13 protein-coding genes are annotated in these 13605 nt (G+C 56.1%); 2 read left to right on the top strand and 11 right to left on the bottom strand.

Features of this window, described 5'->3' with window-relative positions; translation table 11 throughout:
- Window positions 1–251: 251 nt before the first annotated feature.
- The 6 genes from ACETPC_RS03050 to ACETPC_RS03075 all read right to left on the bottom strand — a co-directional run bounded on the left by ACETPC_RS03050 (window position 252) and on the right by ACETPC_RS03075 (window position 6651).
- Window positions 252–1640, bottom strand: coding sequence for a purine-cytosine permease family protein (locus ACETPC_RS03050; RefSeq protein ID WP_380178456.1), 1389 nt, complete (start codon window positions 1638–1640; stop codon window positions 252–254).
- Between the two features lie 156 nt (window positions 1641–1796).
- Window positions 1797–3263 carry an aldehyde dehydrogenase gene (locus ACETPC_RS03055; protein ID WP_380178458.1) on the bottom strand — a complete coding sequence of 489 codons (1467 nt, stop codon included), beginning with the start codon at window positions 3261–3263 and terminating at the stop codon, window positions 1797–1799.
- 11 nt (window positions 3264–3274) lie between these two features.
- A complete protein-coding gene (locus ACETPC_RS03060) occupies window positions 3275–4312 on the bottom strand; it encodes an LLM class flavin-dependent oxidoreductase (protein ID WP_380178460.1) in 1038 nt (345 codons plus the stop codon).
- A gap of 8 nt (window positions 4313–4320) precedes the next feature.
- Window positions 4321–5250, bottom strand: coding sequence for a flavin reductase (locus ACETPC_RS03065; protein ID WP_380178462.1), 930 nt, complete (start codon window positions 5248–5250; stop codon window positions 4321–4323).
- Window positions 5251–5252: 2 nt separating this feature from the next.
- The gene (locus ACETPC_RS03070) at window positions 5253–6077 is read right to left on the bottom strand and encodes an alpha/beta fold hydrolase (protein WP_380178464.1); all 825 of its coding nucleotides are present in this window, start codon (window positions 6075–6077) and stop codon (window positions 5253–5255) included.
- Window positions 6049–6651 carry an amino acid synthesis family protein gene (locus tag ACETPC_RS03075; RefSeq protein ID WP_380178466.1) on the bottom strand — a complete coding sequence of 201 codons (603 nt, stop codon included), beginning with the start codon at window positions 6649–6651 and terminating at the stop codon, window positions 6049–6051. Before ACETPC_RS03075 ends, ACETPC_RS03070 begins: the two co-directional genes overlap by 29 nt.
- A gap of 491 nt (window positions 6652–7142) precedes the next feature.
- On the opposite strand from ACETPC_RS03075, the gene ACETPC_RS03080 reads away from it, so the two are divergent.
- Both ACETPC_RS03080 and ACETPC_RS03085 read left to right on the top strand, forming a co-directional pair.
- Window positions 7143–7820: a GntR family transcriptional regulator gene (locus tag ACETPC_RS03080; RefSeq protein WP_380178468.1), complete on the top strand. Its 678-nt coding sequence runs from the start codon at window positions 7143–7145 to the stop codon at window positions 7818–7820.
- Window positions 7820–8110, top strand: a complete 291-nt coding sequence (locus ACETPC_RS03085; protein WP_380178470.1) for a DUF1330 domain-containing protein — start codon at window positions 7820–7822, stop codon at window positions 8108–8110. Before ACETPC_RS03080 ends, ACETPC_RS03085 begins: the two co-directional genes overlap by 1 nt.
- 190 nt (window positions 8111–8300) lie before the next feature.
- Here ACETPC_RS03085 and ACETPC_RS03090 read toward each other — a convergent pair whose 3' ends face one another.
- From ACETPC_RS03090 to ACETPC_RS03110, 5 genes are read right to left on the bottom strand one after another with little or no spacing between them, the layout of a single operon-like run.
- Window positions 8301–8918, bottom strand: coding sequence for a helix-turn-helix domain-containing protein (locus ACETPC_RS03090; protein ID WP_380178472.1), 618 nt, complete (start codon window positions 8916–8918; stop codon window positions 8301–8303).
- Window positions 8915–9712, bottom strand: a complete 798-nt coding sequence (locus ACETPC_RS03095) for an IclR family transcriptional regulator (RefSeq protein ID WP_380178474.1) — start codon at window positions 9710–9712, stop codon at window positions 8915–8917. The genes ACETPC_RS03090 and ACETPC_RS03095 overlap by 4 nt, the downstream gene beginning before the upstream one ends.
- Window positions 9713–9757: 45 nt before the next feature.
- Entirely contained in the window at window positions 9758–10366 is a 609-nt protein-coding gene (locus ACETPC_RS03100) for a sarcosine oxidase subunit gamma family protein (protein ID WP_380178476.1), read from the bottom strand.
- A complete protein-coding gene (locus ACETPC_RS03105) occupies window positions 10366–13275 on the bottom strand; it encodes a 2Fe-2S iron-sulfur cluster-binding protein (RefSeq protein ID WP_380178478.1) in 2910 nt (969 codons plus the stop codon). Before ACETPC_RS03105 ends, ACETPC_RS03100 begins: the two co-directional genes overlap by 1 nt.
- Entirely contained in the window at window positions 13272–13589 is a 318-nt protein-coding gene (locus ACETPC_RS03110; RefSeq protein ID WP_380178480.1) for a sarcosine oxidase subunit delta, read from the bottom strand. Before ACETPC_RS03110 ends, ACETPC_RS03105 begins: the two co-directional genes overlap by 4 nt.
- Between the last annotated feature and the right edge of the window lie 16 nt (window positions 13590–13605).

The raw sequence follows: 13605 nt of genomic DNA on the forward strand, positions 1-13605 counted from the left end.
ACCGGAGTCTACCGACAAAAAGCATTTATGCTATCAAAGATACGAGGGGTGATAATTGCTTAGATACAGGCTTTGACGCTTTTAAGGAGATTTCAGGGTAATTTGGGTGGGTTAAACTATATATTCATATCCCGCACTCTGGATGATTGCCAGGTGAAGTATTAAAGCGAGCACAGAGCAGTAGCCATTGGCAGTCTGCTCTGGTTATGTCCACAAGGCTTTAAGCACCATCCAGGGTTATAAGGGCGGAATTACGCCTTGCTTTGACTCGCCTCCGCCAGCGTCAGCCGGTGCTTACGATGAAACAGTGGATAAGCGATACTGGTGACCACCAAACTGATAATCCAGGAGATATCCACGCCGGGGATCAGCTTGGCGTAAGGGCCGGAGAAAAACGCATTCTCCACAAAAGGCACCTGCACGATGATACCGAAAAAGTAGACCAGCAGCGCCTGGGTATTCAGCAGCCCATAGCAGCCGCCGTCGGCGCGGAATATCGCCGTTACGTCATAGCGCTGCTTGTTGACATAATAGAAGTCGATCAGATTGATTACGCTCCAGGGGATCAGCACGGAGATCAGTGCCAGAATCAAGTTAATAAAGAAAGAAACAAAATTCTGTGAGGCAATCAGCGCGACCATAACGCTGGCCAGCAGCACTAACGCCGAGCCGATCACTCGCACCGCCGCGCCCGGCGTCCAGTTGGGCCGAAAGGTCTGAACGGCGGTAATCAATGACAGCACCGCGCCATACAGATTCATCGAGTTATGGCAGATAATATTGATTAAAAACAACACCATTAACACCGGCCCTAATCCGCCTGTAGCATGGCGCACGGCCATCATCGCGTCGCTGGCTGGCGCAATAGCCACCGCCATCATACCGAACACGAACGCCAAAATAGTGCCGCCGCACGCGCCCAGATAAGTGGCAATAAAAGGCCGTGCGATGCCGACATTAGCGGGAAGATAGCGGGAGTAATCAGAGGTATAAGGCGAAAAGCTAATCTGCCATACCGCGCCAATACAGAAAGTGCCGAACCAACCCGCCGCGCTGAAGCTGCCGCGCAGCCAGAAGTCCGCTGGCAGCGGCTGCGACAGCATCAGCGCCAGTCCTGCAATTAAAGCCAGCCCCATCACCCAGGCTCCAACTTTGTTAATTTTATGGATAAAGTGATAGCCGATCATCCCAATCAGCGTGGCGAGGATAGCGCCCACAATAGTCGCTACCGGCACAGGAATAGCGGGCATCACGTTATTGATGACCCGGCCAGAAAGCGAAATATTAGAGATAAAAAAGCCGAGATAAATAACGGTAGTGAAGCTGATTACCAGCAGCGAGCCGTAACGGCCGAACTGGGCTCGGCTTTGTACCATTTGCGGAATACCCGTTTTCGGCCCTTGCGCAGAGGTTAACGCCAGAAATAAACCGCCGAAGAGATGACCGGCAATAATAGCGGTCAGCGCTGAAATAACATTGAGATGAAAAGTTTCTGTGGCTATCGCGCCGCTGACAATTGCCAGCGGTGCGATATTAGTACAGAACCACAGGGTAAAAAGGCTGCGGGATTTGCCGTGGCGTTCCGACTCCGGCACATAATCCACGGATTTATTTTCAATAATTGGGTTTTGCGTGCTCACTTTCCCCTCCGATAATCGACATGGTGTTTAAGCGTTAAGGACTTTCTGAAAAAAAAGCGCAGCCATCCCGACGAAAGGGTTTTCGTCATCTCAACTAGAGTTGGCGGTAAAGCTCCAGGCGGGCTTTGCCGATTCGGCGAACCGGCAAAGCGTTACTCAGCGCATGATAAAGGGATCGTCTATCGGTTCATCGCTGGTGCGCAGCCAGACAGTTTTAGTGGTGGTATATTCCAGCGCGGCGTCGATGCCGCCTTCGCGGCCGAAACCAGACTTGCCGTAGCCGCCGAACGGCGCCATTGGCGAAACCACGCGATAAGTATTCAGCCAGACGACGCCGCTGCGTAGCCTGCGCGTAACACGGTGGGCGCGCGTCAGGTTCTGCGTAAAGACGCCTGCCGCCAGGCCATATTCCGTATTGTTAGCCAGGCTAATAGCCTCGGCTTCGTCTTTAAACGTCAGCACGGAGAGAACCGGGCCAAATAGCTCGCGCGTGACGCTTTCCGCCCGCGGCGTTTCGCTACAGTCCAGGATAGTCGGCGGATAGTAAAAGCCAGGCTTGTCTACAGGTTGATGGCCGATAATCAGCCTTGCGCCCTGCTCCAGGCTGCGGTTTACGACTTCCTCAATAGTACGCTTTTGCTGTTCGGTACAAAGCGGCCCGAACTGGGTTTCCGGCTGCTGCGGACAGCCAATAGCGATGCCGCGCACCTTGCTGAGCAGTTTTTCGATAAAAGCTTCTTTGATCTCTTCGGCCACCAGCAGCCTTGAGCCAGCCACGCAGCTCTGCCCGGAAGCGGAGAAGATAGCGGCGACCTGGGCATTCGCCGCGCTCTCCAGATCAGCATCGGCAAAGACAATAAACGGTGACTTACCACCCAGCTCCAGCGAAGTGCTGGCGAGGTTCTCGGCGCTGTTGCGGATAATATGCCGCGCGGTCTCCGGGCCGCCAGTAAAGGCGATGTGATCGACCAGCGGATGTGTGGTCAGCGTCGTGCCGCACTCTTCGCCGAAGCCGGTAATAATGTTACAGACGCCAGGCGGAAAACCCGCTTCGTGGATCAGTTCGGCAAAAGCCAGCAGCGGCGCGGGCGCGGTTTCTGCCGCTTTCACGACCAGCGTGCAGCCTGCCGCGATCGCCGGGCCGATTTTTACCGCTGAGAGAAAAAGCTGGCTGTTCCAGGGCACGATGGCCGCCACCACGCCGACAGGCTCTCTTTTAATCCAGGTTTCCATATCGGCTTTATCGATGCTCAGCGTCGCGCCATCCATTTTATCGGCAAGGCCCGCGTAGAAACGATAATATTCGGCGACATAAGCGATCTGCGCACGGGTTTCACGGATGATTTTTCCGGTATCCAGCGTCTCCAGACGCGCCAGCCGGTCGGCATTTTTCTCAATCAAATCCGCCAGCCGCAGCAGCATTTTCCCACGCGCGCCTGCGGTTGTTGCGCGCCAGCTATCAGATTCGAAAGCGCGCGCTGCGGCTTCTACCGCGCGGTTGACCTCTTCACGGCGCGCTTCTGCGATAGTCGCCCAGGGTGCCGCCGTGGCCGGATTCAGCGAACTGAACTGCGCCGCGCCGTCGGTAAACTGGCCGTCGATATAGAGTTTAAAAGAGTCCATAGCCTCTCCGCTTAGTGAAATTCGGGAACGACGTGGCGGATAAAACGCTCCAGCGACGCCTTTTTGCGCTCAAAGGTCATGCCGCTGTCCAGCCACAGGGCGTATTCGTCATAGCCCATCGCCTCGTAGTTTTTCAGCTTCGCTATCACCTCATCGGCATTGCCGATCGCCAGGTTTTTGCGCATGCCTTCCACGCTGTAATAGCCGTTGGCGGCGATCTCTTCCTCGCTCAGCGGTTTGATCAAACCCTGCGCAACGGGTCGCTCGTTTTTAAACCAGGCGCCAAAGTAGTTATAGAAGCGGTTAAGCTCTTCGGCGGCCCGCTGCGCGTCGGCAGCGTCTTCCGCTATATAGCCGTGCTGGAGCAGCATGATTTTCAGCGGTTTCTCTGGCGAATACTCTTTGCAGGCAGTCTGGAAACAGTCAATCAGGCGCGTAATCTCTTCTTCACCCTGATGCAGCGGCGTAACCTGCACGTTGCAGCCGTTTTTCACTGCGAATTCGTGGCTGTTAGGATCGCGCGCGGCAACCCAGATCGGCGGATGTGGCTGCTGTTTCGGCTTTGGTGCTGAGGTCGTGGCCGGGAAAGACCAGAACTCGCCCTGATGCGCGTAATCACCTTCCCACAGCGCTTTTACCGCTGGCACCAGCTCGCGCATACGCTGCCCGGCTTCCCAGGCGGTCATGCCAGGCATCAGCCGCTCATATTCATAGGAGTAAGCGCCGCGTGCGATGCCCAGCTCCAGTCGCCCTTTGGTGACCAGATCGGTCATGGCCGCTTCACCTGCCAGACGGATTGGATGGGTAAAGGGCGCGATAATAGTGCCGGTGCCCAGCCGCACGTGGCTGGTGCGATGGGCAATATCCACGAGATTAATAAAAGGATTGGGCGCAATGGTAAAGTTCATGCCGTGATGCTCGCCCGTCCAGATGGCGTGCAGGCCGCCTTTATCGGCGATTTCGCACAGCGTCATCATCTCTTCGTAAAGTTTCTCCTGCGCATCGTCCGCAGAAACCCTTTCCATATGCAGGAACAGTGACAGTTTCATCGTGCCTCCTAACTGGCTTTCAGGGCGAAGTGTCTGACCGATCCCTGGCATTCGTCGCCGTAATAGAGACCGTAATTGCCAACCGCGTTTTCACTCACAAAGCGGTTCATCAGCGATTTCAGCGCGGAATCTGCGATCGGCAGCGCCTGTAGCTGATTCAGGCTATACCACTGTGCCTGCCGGACGTCGGGCAGCGGGCTACCGGTCGGCTGCGCGCAGAGGAAAACAATATGCTGCTGGTTTTTCTGGCGATCTTCCCAGATGGAGTAAACAAAACCGGGGCTGGCCTCAATAGCCAGGTCGCCAATCAGTTTATTCAGCGTCTCGCTGACGCTGCTCTGGTTTACCCGACGCGACGGCAAGCTGTAGCTGCCCTCTTTTTCCACCATCAGCGCCTGACCGGCGGATTCGATCAGCGCGCTAACCACAACATCCGGCCCGCCGATCAGGGATTCTGCATTCTGGTAAGGCGTAAAGTAGACGCCGCGATAGTAGCCAAGCCCGGCAGTTCCGCAGGAAGAAAAAGCCTCGACTTTACCAATCAGGATCGCATGATCTCCGGCATCCACTACCTGATGCAGCGAGCAGTCGAACCAGGCTGAACTCTCATCGATCAACGGCACGCCGGAATCCGCTTTACGCCAGTCGATCAGCGCGAAACGATCTTCTATTTTCTGCGCGAAAATATTGGAGGTTTCCTTCTGCTGCTCGGCAAGAATATTGACGGCGAAGTGTTCGCAGCTGGTGAAGTTAGCGAAGTTGGCGGAACGTTTATCAATGCTTACCAGCAGCAGCGCCGGATCCAGCGAAACCGAAGAGAATGAGTTAGCGGTAAAGCCGATCGGATTGCCCTGGCGATCGTTAGTGGTCACCACAGTTACACCGGTCATAAATGCCCCGAAAGCGTCACGGAGCTGCCTGCGTTTATCTGCGTCCATAGTTACTCCTTTACGGTCTGTAGCCTGGCGCCAGAGGTAACAGGCTGAAGAAAATTCAGCAGCTCTTCGTTTACCCTTTTGGCGTCGGTCAGGTTCAACATATGTCGGGCGTTGCCGACCACAACGGCGGTGCCATTCGGCGCGGCTTCGGCCATCTGGTGCGTCATCGCCGGACTGGAGTTGGCGTCCAGCTCGCCGGTCATCACCAATACCGGGCAGCGCATTTCCCGCCAGCGCTCAGCATAGGTGCGGTCGCCTGCTGCAAAGGCTTGATAAGCGCGCGCATAGCCCTGGCGATCCACTCGTTGTAGCCAGTCGCCAACGCGGCGGCGCAAGGGTTGTTCATGCTGCTCATCGCTGAACCAGCGATCCAGCGGCGCGTCGATCCGTACATCGCCCTGCGCCAGCTCACGTGCTCTCTTAATGACCGCCTCGCTCGCCTGCTCACTGCGTTTATAGACACCGCTGATGACGACAGCGCGGCTGACCAGCGCCGGATAATCAATAGCCAGGCCGCCAGTAATCAAAGCGCCCATTGAGTGTCCGGCCACGCAGAAACGCTCGTTCTGCTCTGTTTGCAAAAATGAGGCCAGCCAGTGGACATAATCTTCCAGCGTGGCGGCGTGTTTAAAACCTTCGCTCTCGCCATGGCCTGGCATATCAACGGCAATTACGCGGAAATCGCGGCTCAGGGCTTCCAGCTGGGGGAACCAGGCCTCCGCGTTCATGCCGACGCCGTGCACCAGCACCAGCGGCGCGCCCTGGCCTGCCTCCAGCCAGCTGACGCGCAGGTCAGGGTCAGACAGCTGCCGGGTTTTTCTGATCATGGCCTAACTCTTTCAGGTCGAGGTAACGGTTACCGATGCGGTGATGCGGACGGCCGCCAAGCGCCGCGCCCAGGGCGACGACGATCTCATCGGCGGCGGGCGCATCGTTGATATTGAACTGCATAGTCAGGTAGTGCTCACGAGTGCCTTCGTCGTTGGTGCCCATCATAGGTACCAGCACTGGCGTATTAGCCGGGCCGCGCGTGTTATTAAAGGCCAGGTAGGTTTTGCCTTTAACCGCCGAACGGTAATGGTTGCCAAAGTGCAGCGTGTGGATTAATGCCGAGGCATGCTCCAGTTCGCCGTTCAACCCGACCACCGCGCATTTGCCATAAGCCTGAACACGGTCGCCGCCGCCCGCTTCTTTCACAATCAGGCTGGTCAGCAGTTCGCCAAGCACCGGTGCCATTTCACGAATTTTCGGCGCCAGATCCTCCACGAAGCCTTCCCCAGCCCAGGGATTCCTCACCACGGCCGCCGCAGCGATCATCACCAGCGGCGTGGTCGCCGCCTTGCCGCCGTCGGCATAGATTGTTTCCGTGGTCACGATGGTTTTACGAATATCAGGATGCATGCCGGGAACCTCGTTAGTTAATGAATTGTTAACGTCTGACGCAGATGGGTATAACACCGGGATTTATGGTATGTCAAAATCTGGTATACCATCATACGGTGTTCTTATAGGCTGGCTGCTTGCAGCGGGATAAGAGGTGAAAAAACCTTATTTATCAGGACTAATTCTTGACCTGCCTGGCGAAATTCTTAATGTTTTTCCTGGCGCAACTTGATGTGATGGCTCTCTAAATTCTGTACAAAACTGGCCCCGGCGCTTTTGGATAAAAACAATATATTCAGATACTTACACTTTAAGCTCGCGGATCGGCTTTTTTCTGGCCAGCATGGCGGTGAAATATGTGAGCCAGCGCGGATTTCTGCCAGCACCCGTCGCCCACGGCAAGACAGGCGAAAACCTGACTGCATTGCGCTAACCGTAAAAACAGTGCTAATAATAAAAAGGGTTTTAATTTTGGGTATTTTCACTTTTATTTGCGGACTGAGAAAAATATGGTTGCGAGCCATTCATTAAAAATAGAAACCACGCCGACTTTACGAGAGCTGGCGTTAGCTAAGGTGCGACAGGCTATTATCTCTGGCTATTTTCAGGCCGGCGATCGCCTGGTTGAACGCAGCCTGTGCGATGAATTAGGCGTCAGCAGAACCGTCGTCCGCGAAGTGATCCGCTATCTGGAAGCGGAAGGCTTAATCGAGAATTTGCCAAAGAAAGGGCCTATTGTGGCTATATTGACCTGGCAAACCGCCGAGCAGATTTACGCTATCCGCCTGCTGCTGGAGCAGGAAGCGGCCCGCGACTGCGCTTTAATGGCCACGGCAAAAGATAAAAAGAGTTTGCATCAGAAGCTGTTGCGCATCGCCAAAGCTTCTGAAGATCAGGATGATATTGAACGCGTTGAGGCTTCGCAGGCATTCTACGAAACGCTGTTTTCCATCGCCCGGCACAGCATCGCCTGGGAGATAGTCCAGCGGCTTAACAGCCGCATCAGCCGTCTGCGTGCGCTAACTTTACGCAGCCCGGAGCGGCAGGTCGCGGGTTTTGAACGTATGTCGCGTATTTACGAAGCGATTGAAGAAAATAACCCGGAGCAGGCAAAGGAAGCGGTTAAGCAGCATTTAACCGAAGCGGCCAGCCTGGCAAAATCTATTCTTACTCAAGAGGAACAATAATGGCGGCGTACTGGATAGCTCACGTAACGGTAAAAGACGCGCAGCAGTATAAAAATTATATGGCGCTGGCCCCGCAGGCTTTCAAGAAATATAACGCCAAATTTTTAGCGCGCGGTGAAAAAGCCGAGACGCTGGAAGGCGAAAAATTTATTAAGCACGTGCTGATTGAGTTTGCAGATTATCAATCTGCGCTGGATTGTTATCACTCAGAGGAGTACAGCAAAGCCCGCACAGCGCGTGCGAATATTGCTGACGCCATGATTACTATTGTCGATGGAATGGCTGGCTGAGATAGAGTCTTTACGCCCTTGACGGTCTGTGTAATGCAAAGTCCTGGGCGTGAATTATATTTAATTCTTATATCTTGCAGTTAATAATTCACTGTTTAAAGAACACCCTTCCCTCTTAATAAAAATATTATTTATAGGTGAGTAAAGTATTTTAAGGATAAAAGAATTGGACGTCTGAAAGGCAGAGGAATCAGCCTTCATTGGCCTCATCATAGTGGATAACGGAAAGCAGGCGGATAGGCACGCACAGTAGCTTTTCCGGGCCGTGCGGCACGCCGCCGTCAAAAGAGAGGCTGTCGCCGGGCTGCATTGGATAAAGCCGCGTGCCGTGCCGATAAATTAATTCACCTTCCAGCAAATAAAGGAACTCGTGGCCGGGATGGCAAAAGTTAGGAAATTCTTCGCTGGCATCGTCCATGGTGACCAGGAAAGGCTCATACAGCTTTTTGGCACCCTGAGAGTAGCTCAGCAGCTGATAAGCATGACCAACCTCTGTGCCTGTGCGTACCACTTCCATGCCCTCGCCCGCTTTGATTAACTGCGCGCCGCGTTTTGCTACATCATAATCGCTAAAAAGACGCGAAACCGGCAGGCCAATGGCATCGCATAGTCGGCTGAGGATATCCAGACTGGTCGAGACGTGTGCGTTCTCCACCTTGCTGACCATGCCGACGCTGACGCCCGCGATACGGGCCACGTCAGAAATTTTAAATCCCTGCGCCAGTCGCCGCTGCCTGAGCGAACGCGCAATATGCTGTTCCAGGCTTAGCGGGCTGTCGCGTCGGTTCGCTGGCGGCGCTTTGGTCATCTCACTTTCTCAGCCATTTTTCGCAGGCTGCCCAGCTCGAATGAGATACGTTGGGCAGCGGCAAGCAGCGCATGACGCGCAACTTCTTTTTGCTGTTCGTCCGCCATTAATGCATCCGGCCCCGAAACATTGATCGCCGCGACAATCTGGTTGTGATGATCCCGCAGCGAGGTGGCGATGGCGGTGGCGAAATCTGAGCGGTGTTCCACCCAGCCCTGCACCGCATCCTGCTGAATCGTCTGTTTCAGCTCCGGCAAAGTACGTGGTGCGGCCAGAGCATAACCATCCAGGCGCGTATGCTGATAAAGGTTTTCCAGCTCGTTGTCGGTAAGCCCTGTCAGCAACACGCGGCCCATGGCGCTACAGTGACAGGGAATGCGCGTGCCGGTAGGCACATTGACTGAAAGGCGCTGTGAGGCGAAAGAACGGTAGATATAAACCGTTTCCTGGCCTTCACGTACGCCAAGATGGCAGGAGAGCGAAACCCGGTTGCGCAGCGCGTTAAGGTGCGGCATGGCGATATCAACGATGTCGCGGCTGGCAAGGTAGCTAAAGCCGTTGGAAATAACCTGTGGGCCAAGCTGGTAGGTGTTTCTCGCCACTTTTTCCAGATAGTTCATCTCCGTCAGCGTGGTGACGATGCGATAAATTGAGGAGACGGAAACGCCCAGGCGATCGGCAAAATCCTGTACGGTCAGCACGCGCTCGCGGCCGTTAAACATCTCCAGAATGGTCAGGCCGCGAAATAGCGCGGGCGCGGTGTAATCATTTTCAGTGACGGTAAGCGTGGACACGGACACCTCGCAAAGTAAATCCGGGCCGCGCCCGGAGGGGAAAAATCAGGCAACGGCCGCGCCGCCGAACTCATCAATGGCATCCTGCAACACCGTCCAGTAGTAAGCCGCCATCGAATAATCAACCAGCAGCCAGAACTGCGCCTTATCCTGCGTGGCAGCATTAATGACTATGGCGCTGGCGCGGGCGACGGAGGTTTGGGCAATGCTTCCCGCCGGAAACGCGGCCGCGCTAAGGTCAACCGCGCACAGCTTCGCCATCGCTTCAGCCCAGGCTTCGCCGCGTAGCGTCAGCCAGGCATGCGTATCCTGGCGCGGCAGTAGATAGCAGGCCAGTTCGCCTGGCTGCCACTGCCGCTCCAGTTTTCTCAGCCGCTCCTGCGCCTGCGGCGGCTCCGCCAGCAGTAAATATTCCGTCATCGATAGCCTGGCGACCAGCGAGCCGTCGTTTTGCCAGCAGGCCTGATTTGGTCTGTCGGGCAAAACAAATCCCTGCTGTTGCAGATACCAGGCCGCGTGACGGCCACGAAAACCTACGCGCGTGCAGTTGGAAAGATCGCTGAAGGCGGGACGGTTCGCCGCGCCAGCGGTCAGCGCCGAAGTCAGGTGCGCCAGCGGGCTGGCCGCCTGGGGAAAATCGACTCTTTGCATCATTAAAGCTCCTGACGGTGATTTTCAGCATCATAAAAGGGCAGCTTCACGACCTGCGCCTGCACTTCTCTCCCGCCTTCCACGCGAATAGTCAGGCTTTGGCCTGGCGCAGCACGATCGGGTGATGCATAGGTCATGCCAACGATGGCATTCAGCGTTGGCGAAAACTCGCATGAGGTCACGTTGCCGGTGATACGCTCGCCGTCCAGCACCAGATGGCCTTCCAGCGGCTGTGGCGAACCGGCAGGTAAAGTAAAAGCAACCAGCCGGCGTGTTGGCGGCTGTGCTTCGAGAATATCGACGGCGCGGCGGCCCACGAAAGCAGACTTGGCGCGATTAACCGCCCAGCCCATATTTATTTCGGCCGGATGGCTCATGCCATCGGTATCCTGCCCGATAATCACGTGCCCTTTTTCCAGCCGCAGCAGCCGCTGCGCCTCCACGCCGAAAGGCTTGATGCCGTCAGGTGCGCCAGCTGCCATCAGCACGTCCCATAAGGCTTCACCGTAGCGAGTCGGCACATGGATTTCGTAACCCAGCTCGCCAACAAAACCTACGCGCAGCAGACGTGCCGGGATGCCTTTAACGCTGCCTTCGCGACAGGCCAGATAGGGAAAAGCTTCTGCTGAAAGGTCGATATCGCTACAGACGCGGCTCAGCACCTCGCGCGAATTCGGCCCGGCAAGATTTACCGCTGCCCACGCCGAAGAGACGTTGGCGATATCCACATCCAGCCGCCAGCGGATATTCCATTGCAGCATAGTCTGGTAAACGCGCGCGACGCCGCTGGTAGTGGCCGTGACGTAGAAATGATTGTCGGCAAGGCGGCAGGCGACGCCATCATCTATCACCACGCCCTGCTCATTGGTCATCAACGCATAGCGCGTGCGGCCGACCGGCTGTTTCAGAAAGGCGAACGTGTAGATGCGGTTCAGAAACTCTGCCGCATCCGGGCCGCGCAATTCGATGCCGCCAAGCGTGGAGACGTCGATCAGGCCCACATTGCGGCGCACGTTCTGCACTTCGGCCTGCACCGCTGCTTTCTTCTCGCTCTGCTGTGGCGTTTTGTACCAGCCTGGACGCAGCCAGTTTCCTGCTGGCATCATCTCTGCCTGTAAAGCAAGATGGCGCTGGTGCATAGCGGTGACGCGCCAGGGATCGAAATGGCGTCCGGCCAGGTGCGCCAGGCTTTCGGCGCTGAACGGCGGCCGCGCTGTGGTGACACCGGTTTCGCTGACGCTACGCTGCGTTGCCTGTGCCACCAGGCGGGCGGTCGGTAGCGCCGAGTGGCGGCCCTGCGATGGCCCCATGCCTACCGTTGAAAAACGTTTGACCAGCTGCACATCGCGATAGCCGTGGCGCGTGGCGTTAATGATGTCTTTGATCTGCAAATCTTCGTCGAAATCTACAAACTCTTTGCCTTTGGGATGCGGGAAGATCGGCCACGGATAATCAATGCGCGGTTTTTGCGTCGCGTGCGGCGGCTCTGCGGCAAGATGGCTTGTCAGCCCCAGTTGTTGCAATGTCTGGCGACCTGCCAGCGCACCATCCTGAAGAACCTCTTCCAGGCTGTGCCAGCCGTTGATCGATCCGGCGGTACAGAATCCGGCAGGCAGCCCGGTCAGGCTAAAACTGGCGGTCTCGTCCTGATAGCGAAGTTTGCCGCCCGCCTGACAGGGGAGCTGCCAGGCGGGCATATAGCCTGCCGACATGCACAGCAGATCGCAGTCGATGCGCTGGCTTTCGCTTGCTACTTCGCCCTGAGCGGTAATTTTCCGTACCTCAACCGCGCGTAGTTGTCCATGGCTATCCGGCAAGGCTTCATAAACAGTTGCGCCAGCAATGACGGTCACGCCAGACTGCTTCAGCCGTTGCATTAGCGCCGCGTCTGCGCCGCTTTCCCGCATATCCACTACGGCGGCTACTTTCACACCTTGCTCAAGCAGAGTCAGTGCGGCCAGATAAGCGTCATCATTACCAGTGAGCAGCACCGCACGCTGGCCCGGTTTAACTGCATAAAGCTGCATTAATCGCAACGCCGCGCTGGTTAACATCACGCCTGGCAGATCGTTGTTGCGGAAGATCACCGGCTGATCGTAGGCGCCAGCCGCAATCACGCAGGTCGCGGCGCGCACTTTATACATGCGCTTGCCCTGAATGACCGGCAGATAGTGATCGGTGAACCAGCCGTTACAGGTCGCGTTGAGCAATACGCGGATGTTTGGATGTGCCTCGACACGCTGTGTAAGATAGCGCAGAACCTGTTCCGACTGCTGCGCCTCCTCGCCGAAGCGCGCCCAGTTCAGCGCGCCGCCAGCCAGCGGCATCTGTTCTACCAACAGGACTTTCGCGCCACCCTCTGCCGCCGTCAATGCTGCCTGTAATCCTGCCGGGCCGCTGCCCACTACCATTACATCGCAAAACAGATACGCTTTGTCGTAGTACTCCGACTGCACCTGCATTTTTAACACGCCCAGTCCGGCCTTGCGGCGGATTAGCGGCTCCCAGCGTTTCCACATGCCTTTGGGCTTGTAAAAGGCGCGATAGTAAAAGCCGACGGGCATAAAGCGCGAAAAGAGCTGCATCTTTGCATCGCGGTCGTTGTCCAGCGAACCGCTATAGTTTTGCCCGCTAACCTGCATGCCAGCGGTGATCGGCTGCATATCTGCCAGTACATTGGGTTCGTCGCTGAGCTGCACCAGCGTATTAGCGTCCTGGCCCTGTAACGTTAATATTCCGCGCGGCCGGTGATATTTAAACGAGCGCGAAAGGACTTTTCGCCCCGTAGCCGTCAGCGCGCTGGCGACAGTATCGCCCGCAAAACCGCGACAGGTTTCGCCCTCGAATTCGAATTCGATCGGCTGCTCGCGATCGATCAGTCGCCCCATCGGCGCGGCCAGTCTGCTGTTCATGATGCCTCCTCCAGCGCGGTTTTAAGTTCAGCTGGCAAGTCGCTGCTATAGGGAACAGGGAAAATTTCGCTGGCGTCAAAGGTGCGGATAATTTCATCTGTAACCGTATTGCGCGTTGCCAGAAACCAGTAGCTGGAAGGCGTGTGGAACCACCATTCGGTGATTTCTCCCGCGTGGTTGTCTTCATAAAACACGTAGTCGGCCCATTCGCGGTCGCTACAGTTCATCTGATCCGGGATGGTTTTCAGCTCGCCGCCCCAGGCAAATTCGCTGATATTTCTCGGCCCGTTAAGCGGGCAATGCATGACTTTCATGATCTTTTCCCCTGAT

The sequence above is a fragment of the Pantoea sp. sgz302252 genome (assembly GCF_042610525.1).
GTDB lineage: Bacteria > Pseudomonadota > Gammaproteobacteria > Enterobacterales > Enterobacteriaceae > Erwinia.

What these genes read in the sequence shown, in the direction of transcription:
- ACETPC_RS03055 (WP_380178458.1), bottom strand. Translation starts at nt 3,263, where the DNA reads ATGGACTCTTTTAAACTCTATATCGACGGCCAGTTTACCGACGGCGCG.
- ACETPC_RS03060 (WP_380178460.1), bottom strand. Translation starts at nt 4,312, where the DNA reads ATGAAACTGTCACTGTTCCTGCATATGGAAAGGGTTTCTGCGGACGAT.
- ACETPC_RS03065 (WP_380178462.1), bottom strand. Translation starts at nt 5,250, where the DNA reads ATGGACGCAGATAAACGCAGGCAGCTCCGTGACGCTTTCGGGGCATTT.
- ACETPC_RS03070 (WP_380178464.1), bottom strand. Translation starts at nt 6,077, where the DNA reads ATGATCAGAAAAACCCGGCAGCTGTCTGACCCTGACCTGCGCGTCAGC.
- ACETPC_RS03075 (WP_380178466.1), bottom strand. Translation starts at nt 6,651, where the DNA reads ATGCATCCTGATATTCGTAAAACCATCGTGACCACGGAAACAATCTAT.
- ACETPC_RS03080 (WP_380178468.1), top strand. Translation starts at nt 7,143, where the DNA reads ATGGTTGCGAGCCATTCATTAAAAATAGAAACCACGCCGACTTTACGA.
- ACETPC_RS03085 (WP_380178470.1), top strand. Translation starts at nt 7,820, where the DNA reads ATGGCGGCGTACTGGATAGCTCACGTAACGGTAAAAGACGCGCAGCAG.
- ACETPC_RS03090 (WP_380178472.1), bottom strand. Translation starts at nt 8,918, where the DNA reads ATGACCAAAGCGCCGCCAGCGAACCGACGCGACAGCCCGCTAAGCCTG.
- ACETPC_RS03100 (WP_380178476.1), bottom strand. Translation starts at nt 10,366, where the DNA reads ATGATGCAAAGAGTCGATTTTCCCCAGGCGGCCAGCCCGCTGGCGCAC.
- ACETPC_RS03105 (WP_380178478.1), bottom strand. Translation starts at nt 13,275, where the DNA reads ATGAACAGCAGACTGGCCGCGCCGATGGGGCGACTGATCGATCGCGAG.
- ACETPC_RS03110 (WP_380178480.1), bottom strand. Translation starts at nt 13,589, where the DNA reads ATGAAAGTCATGCATTGCCCGCTTAACGGGCCGAGAAATATCAGCGAA.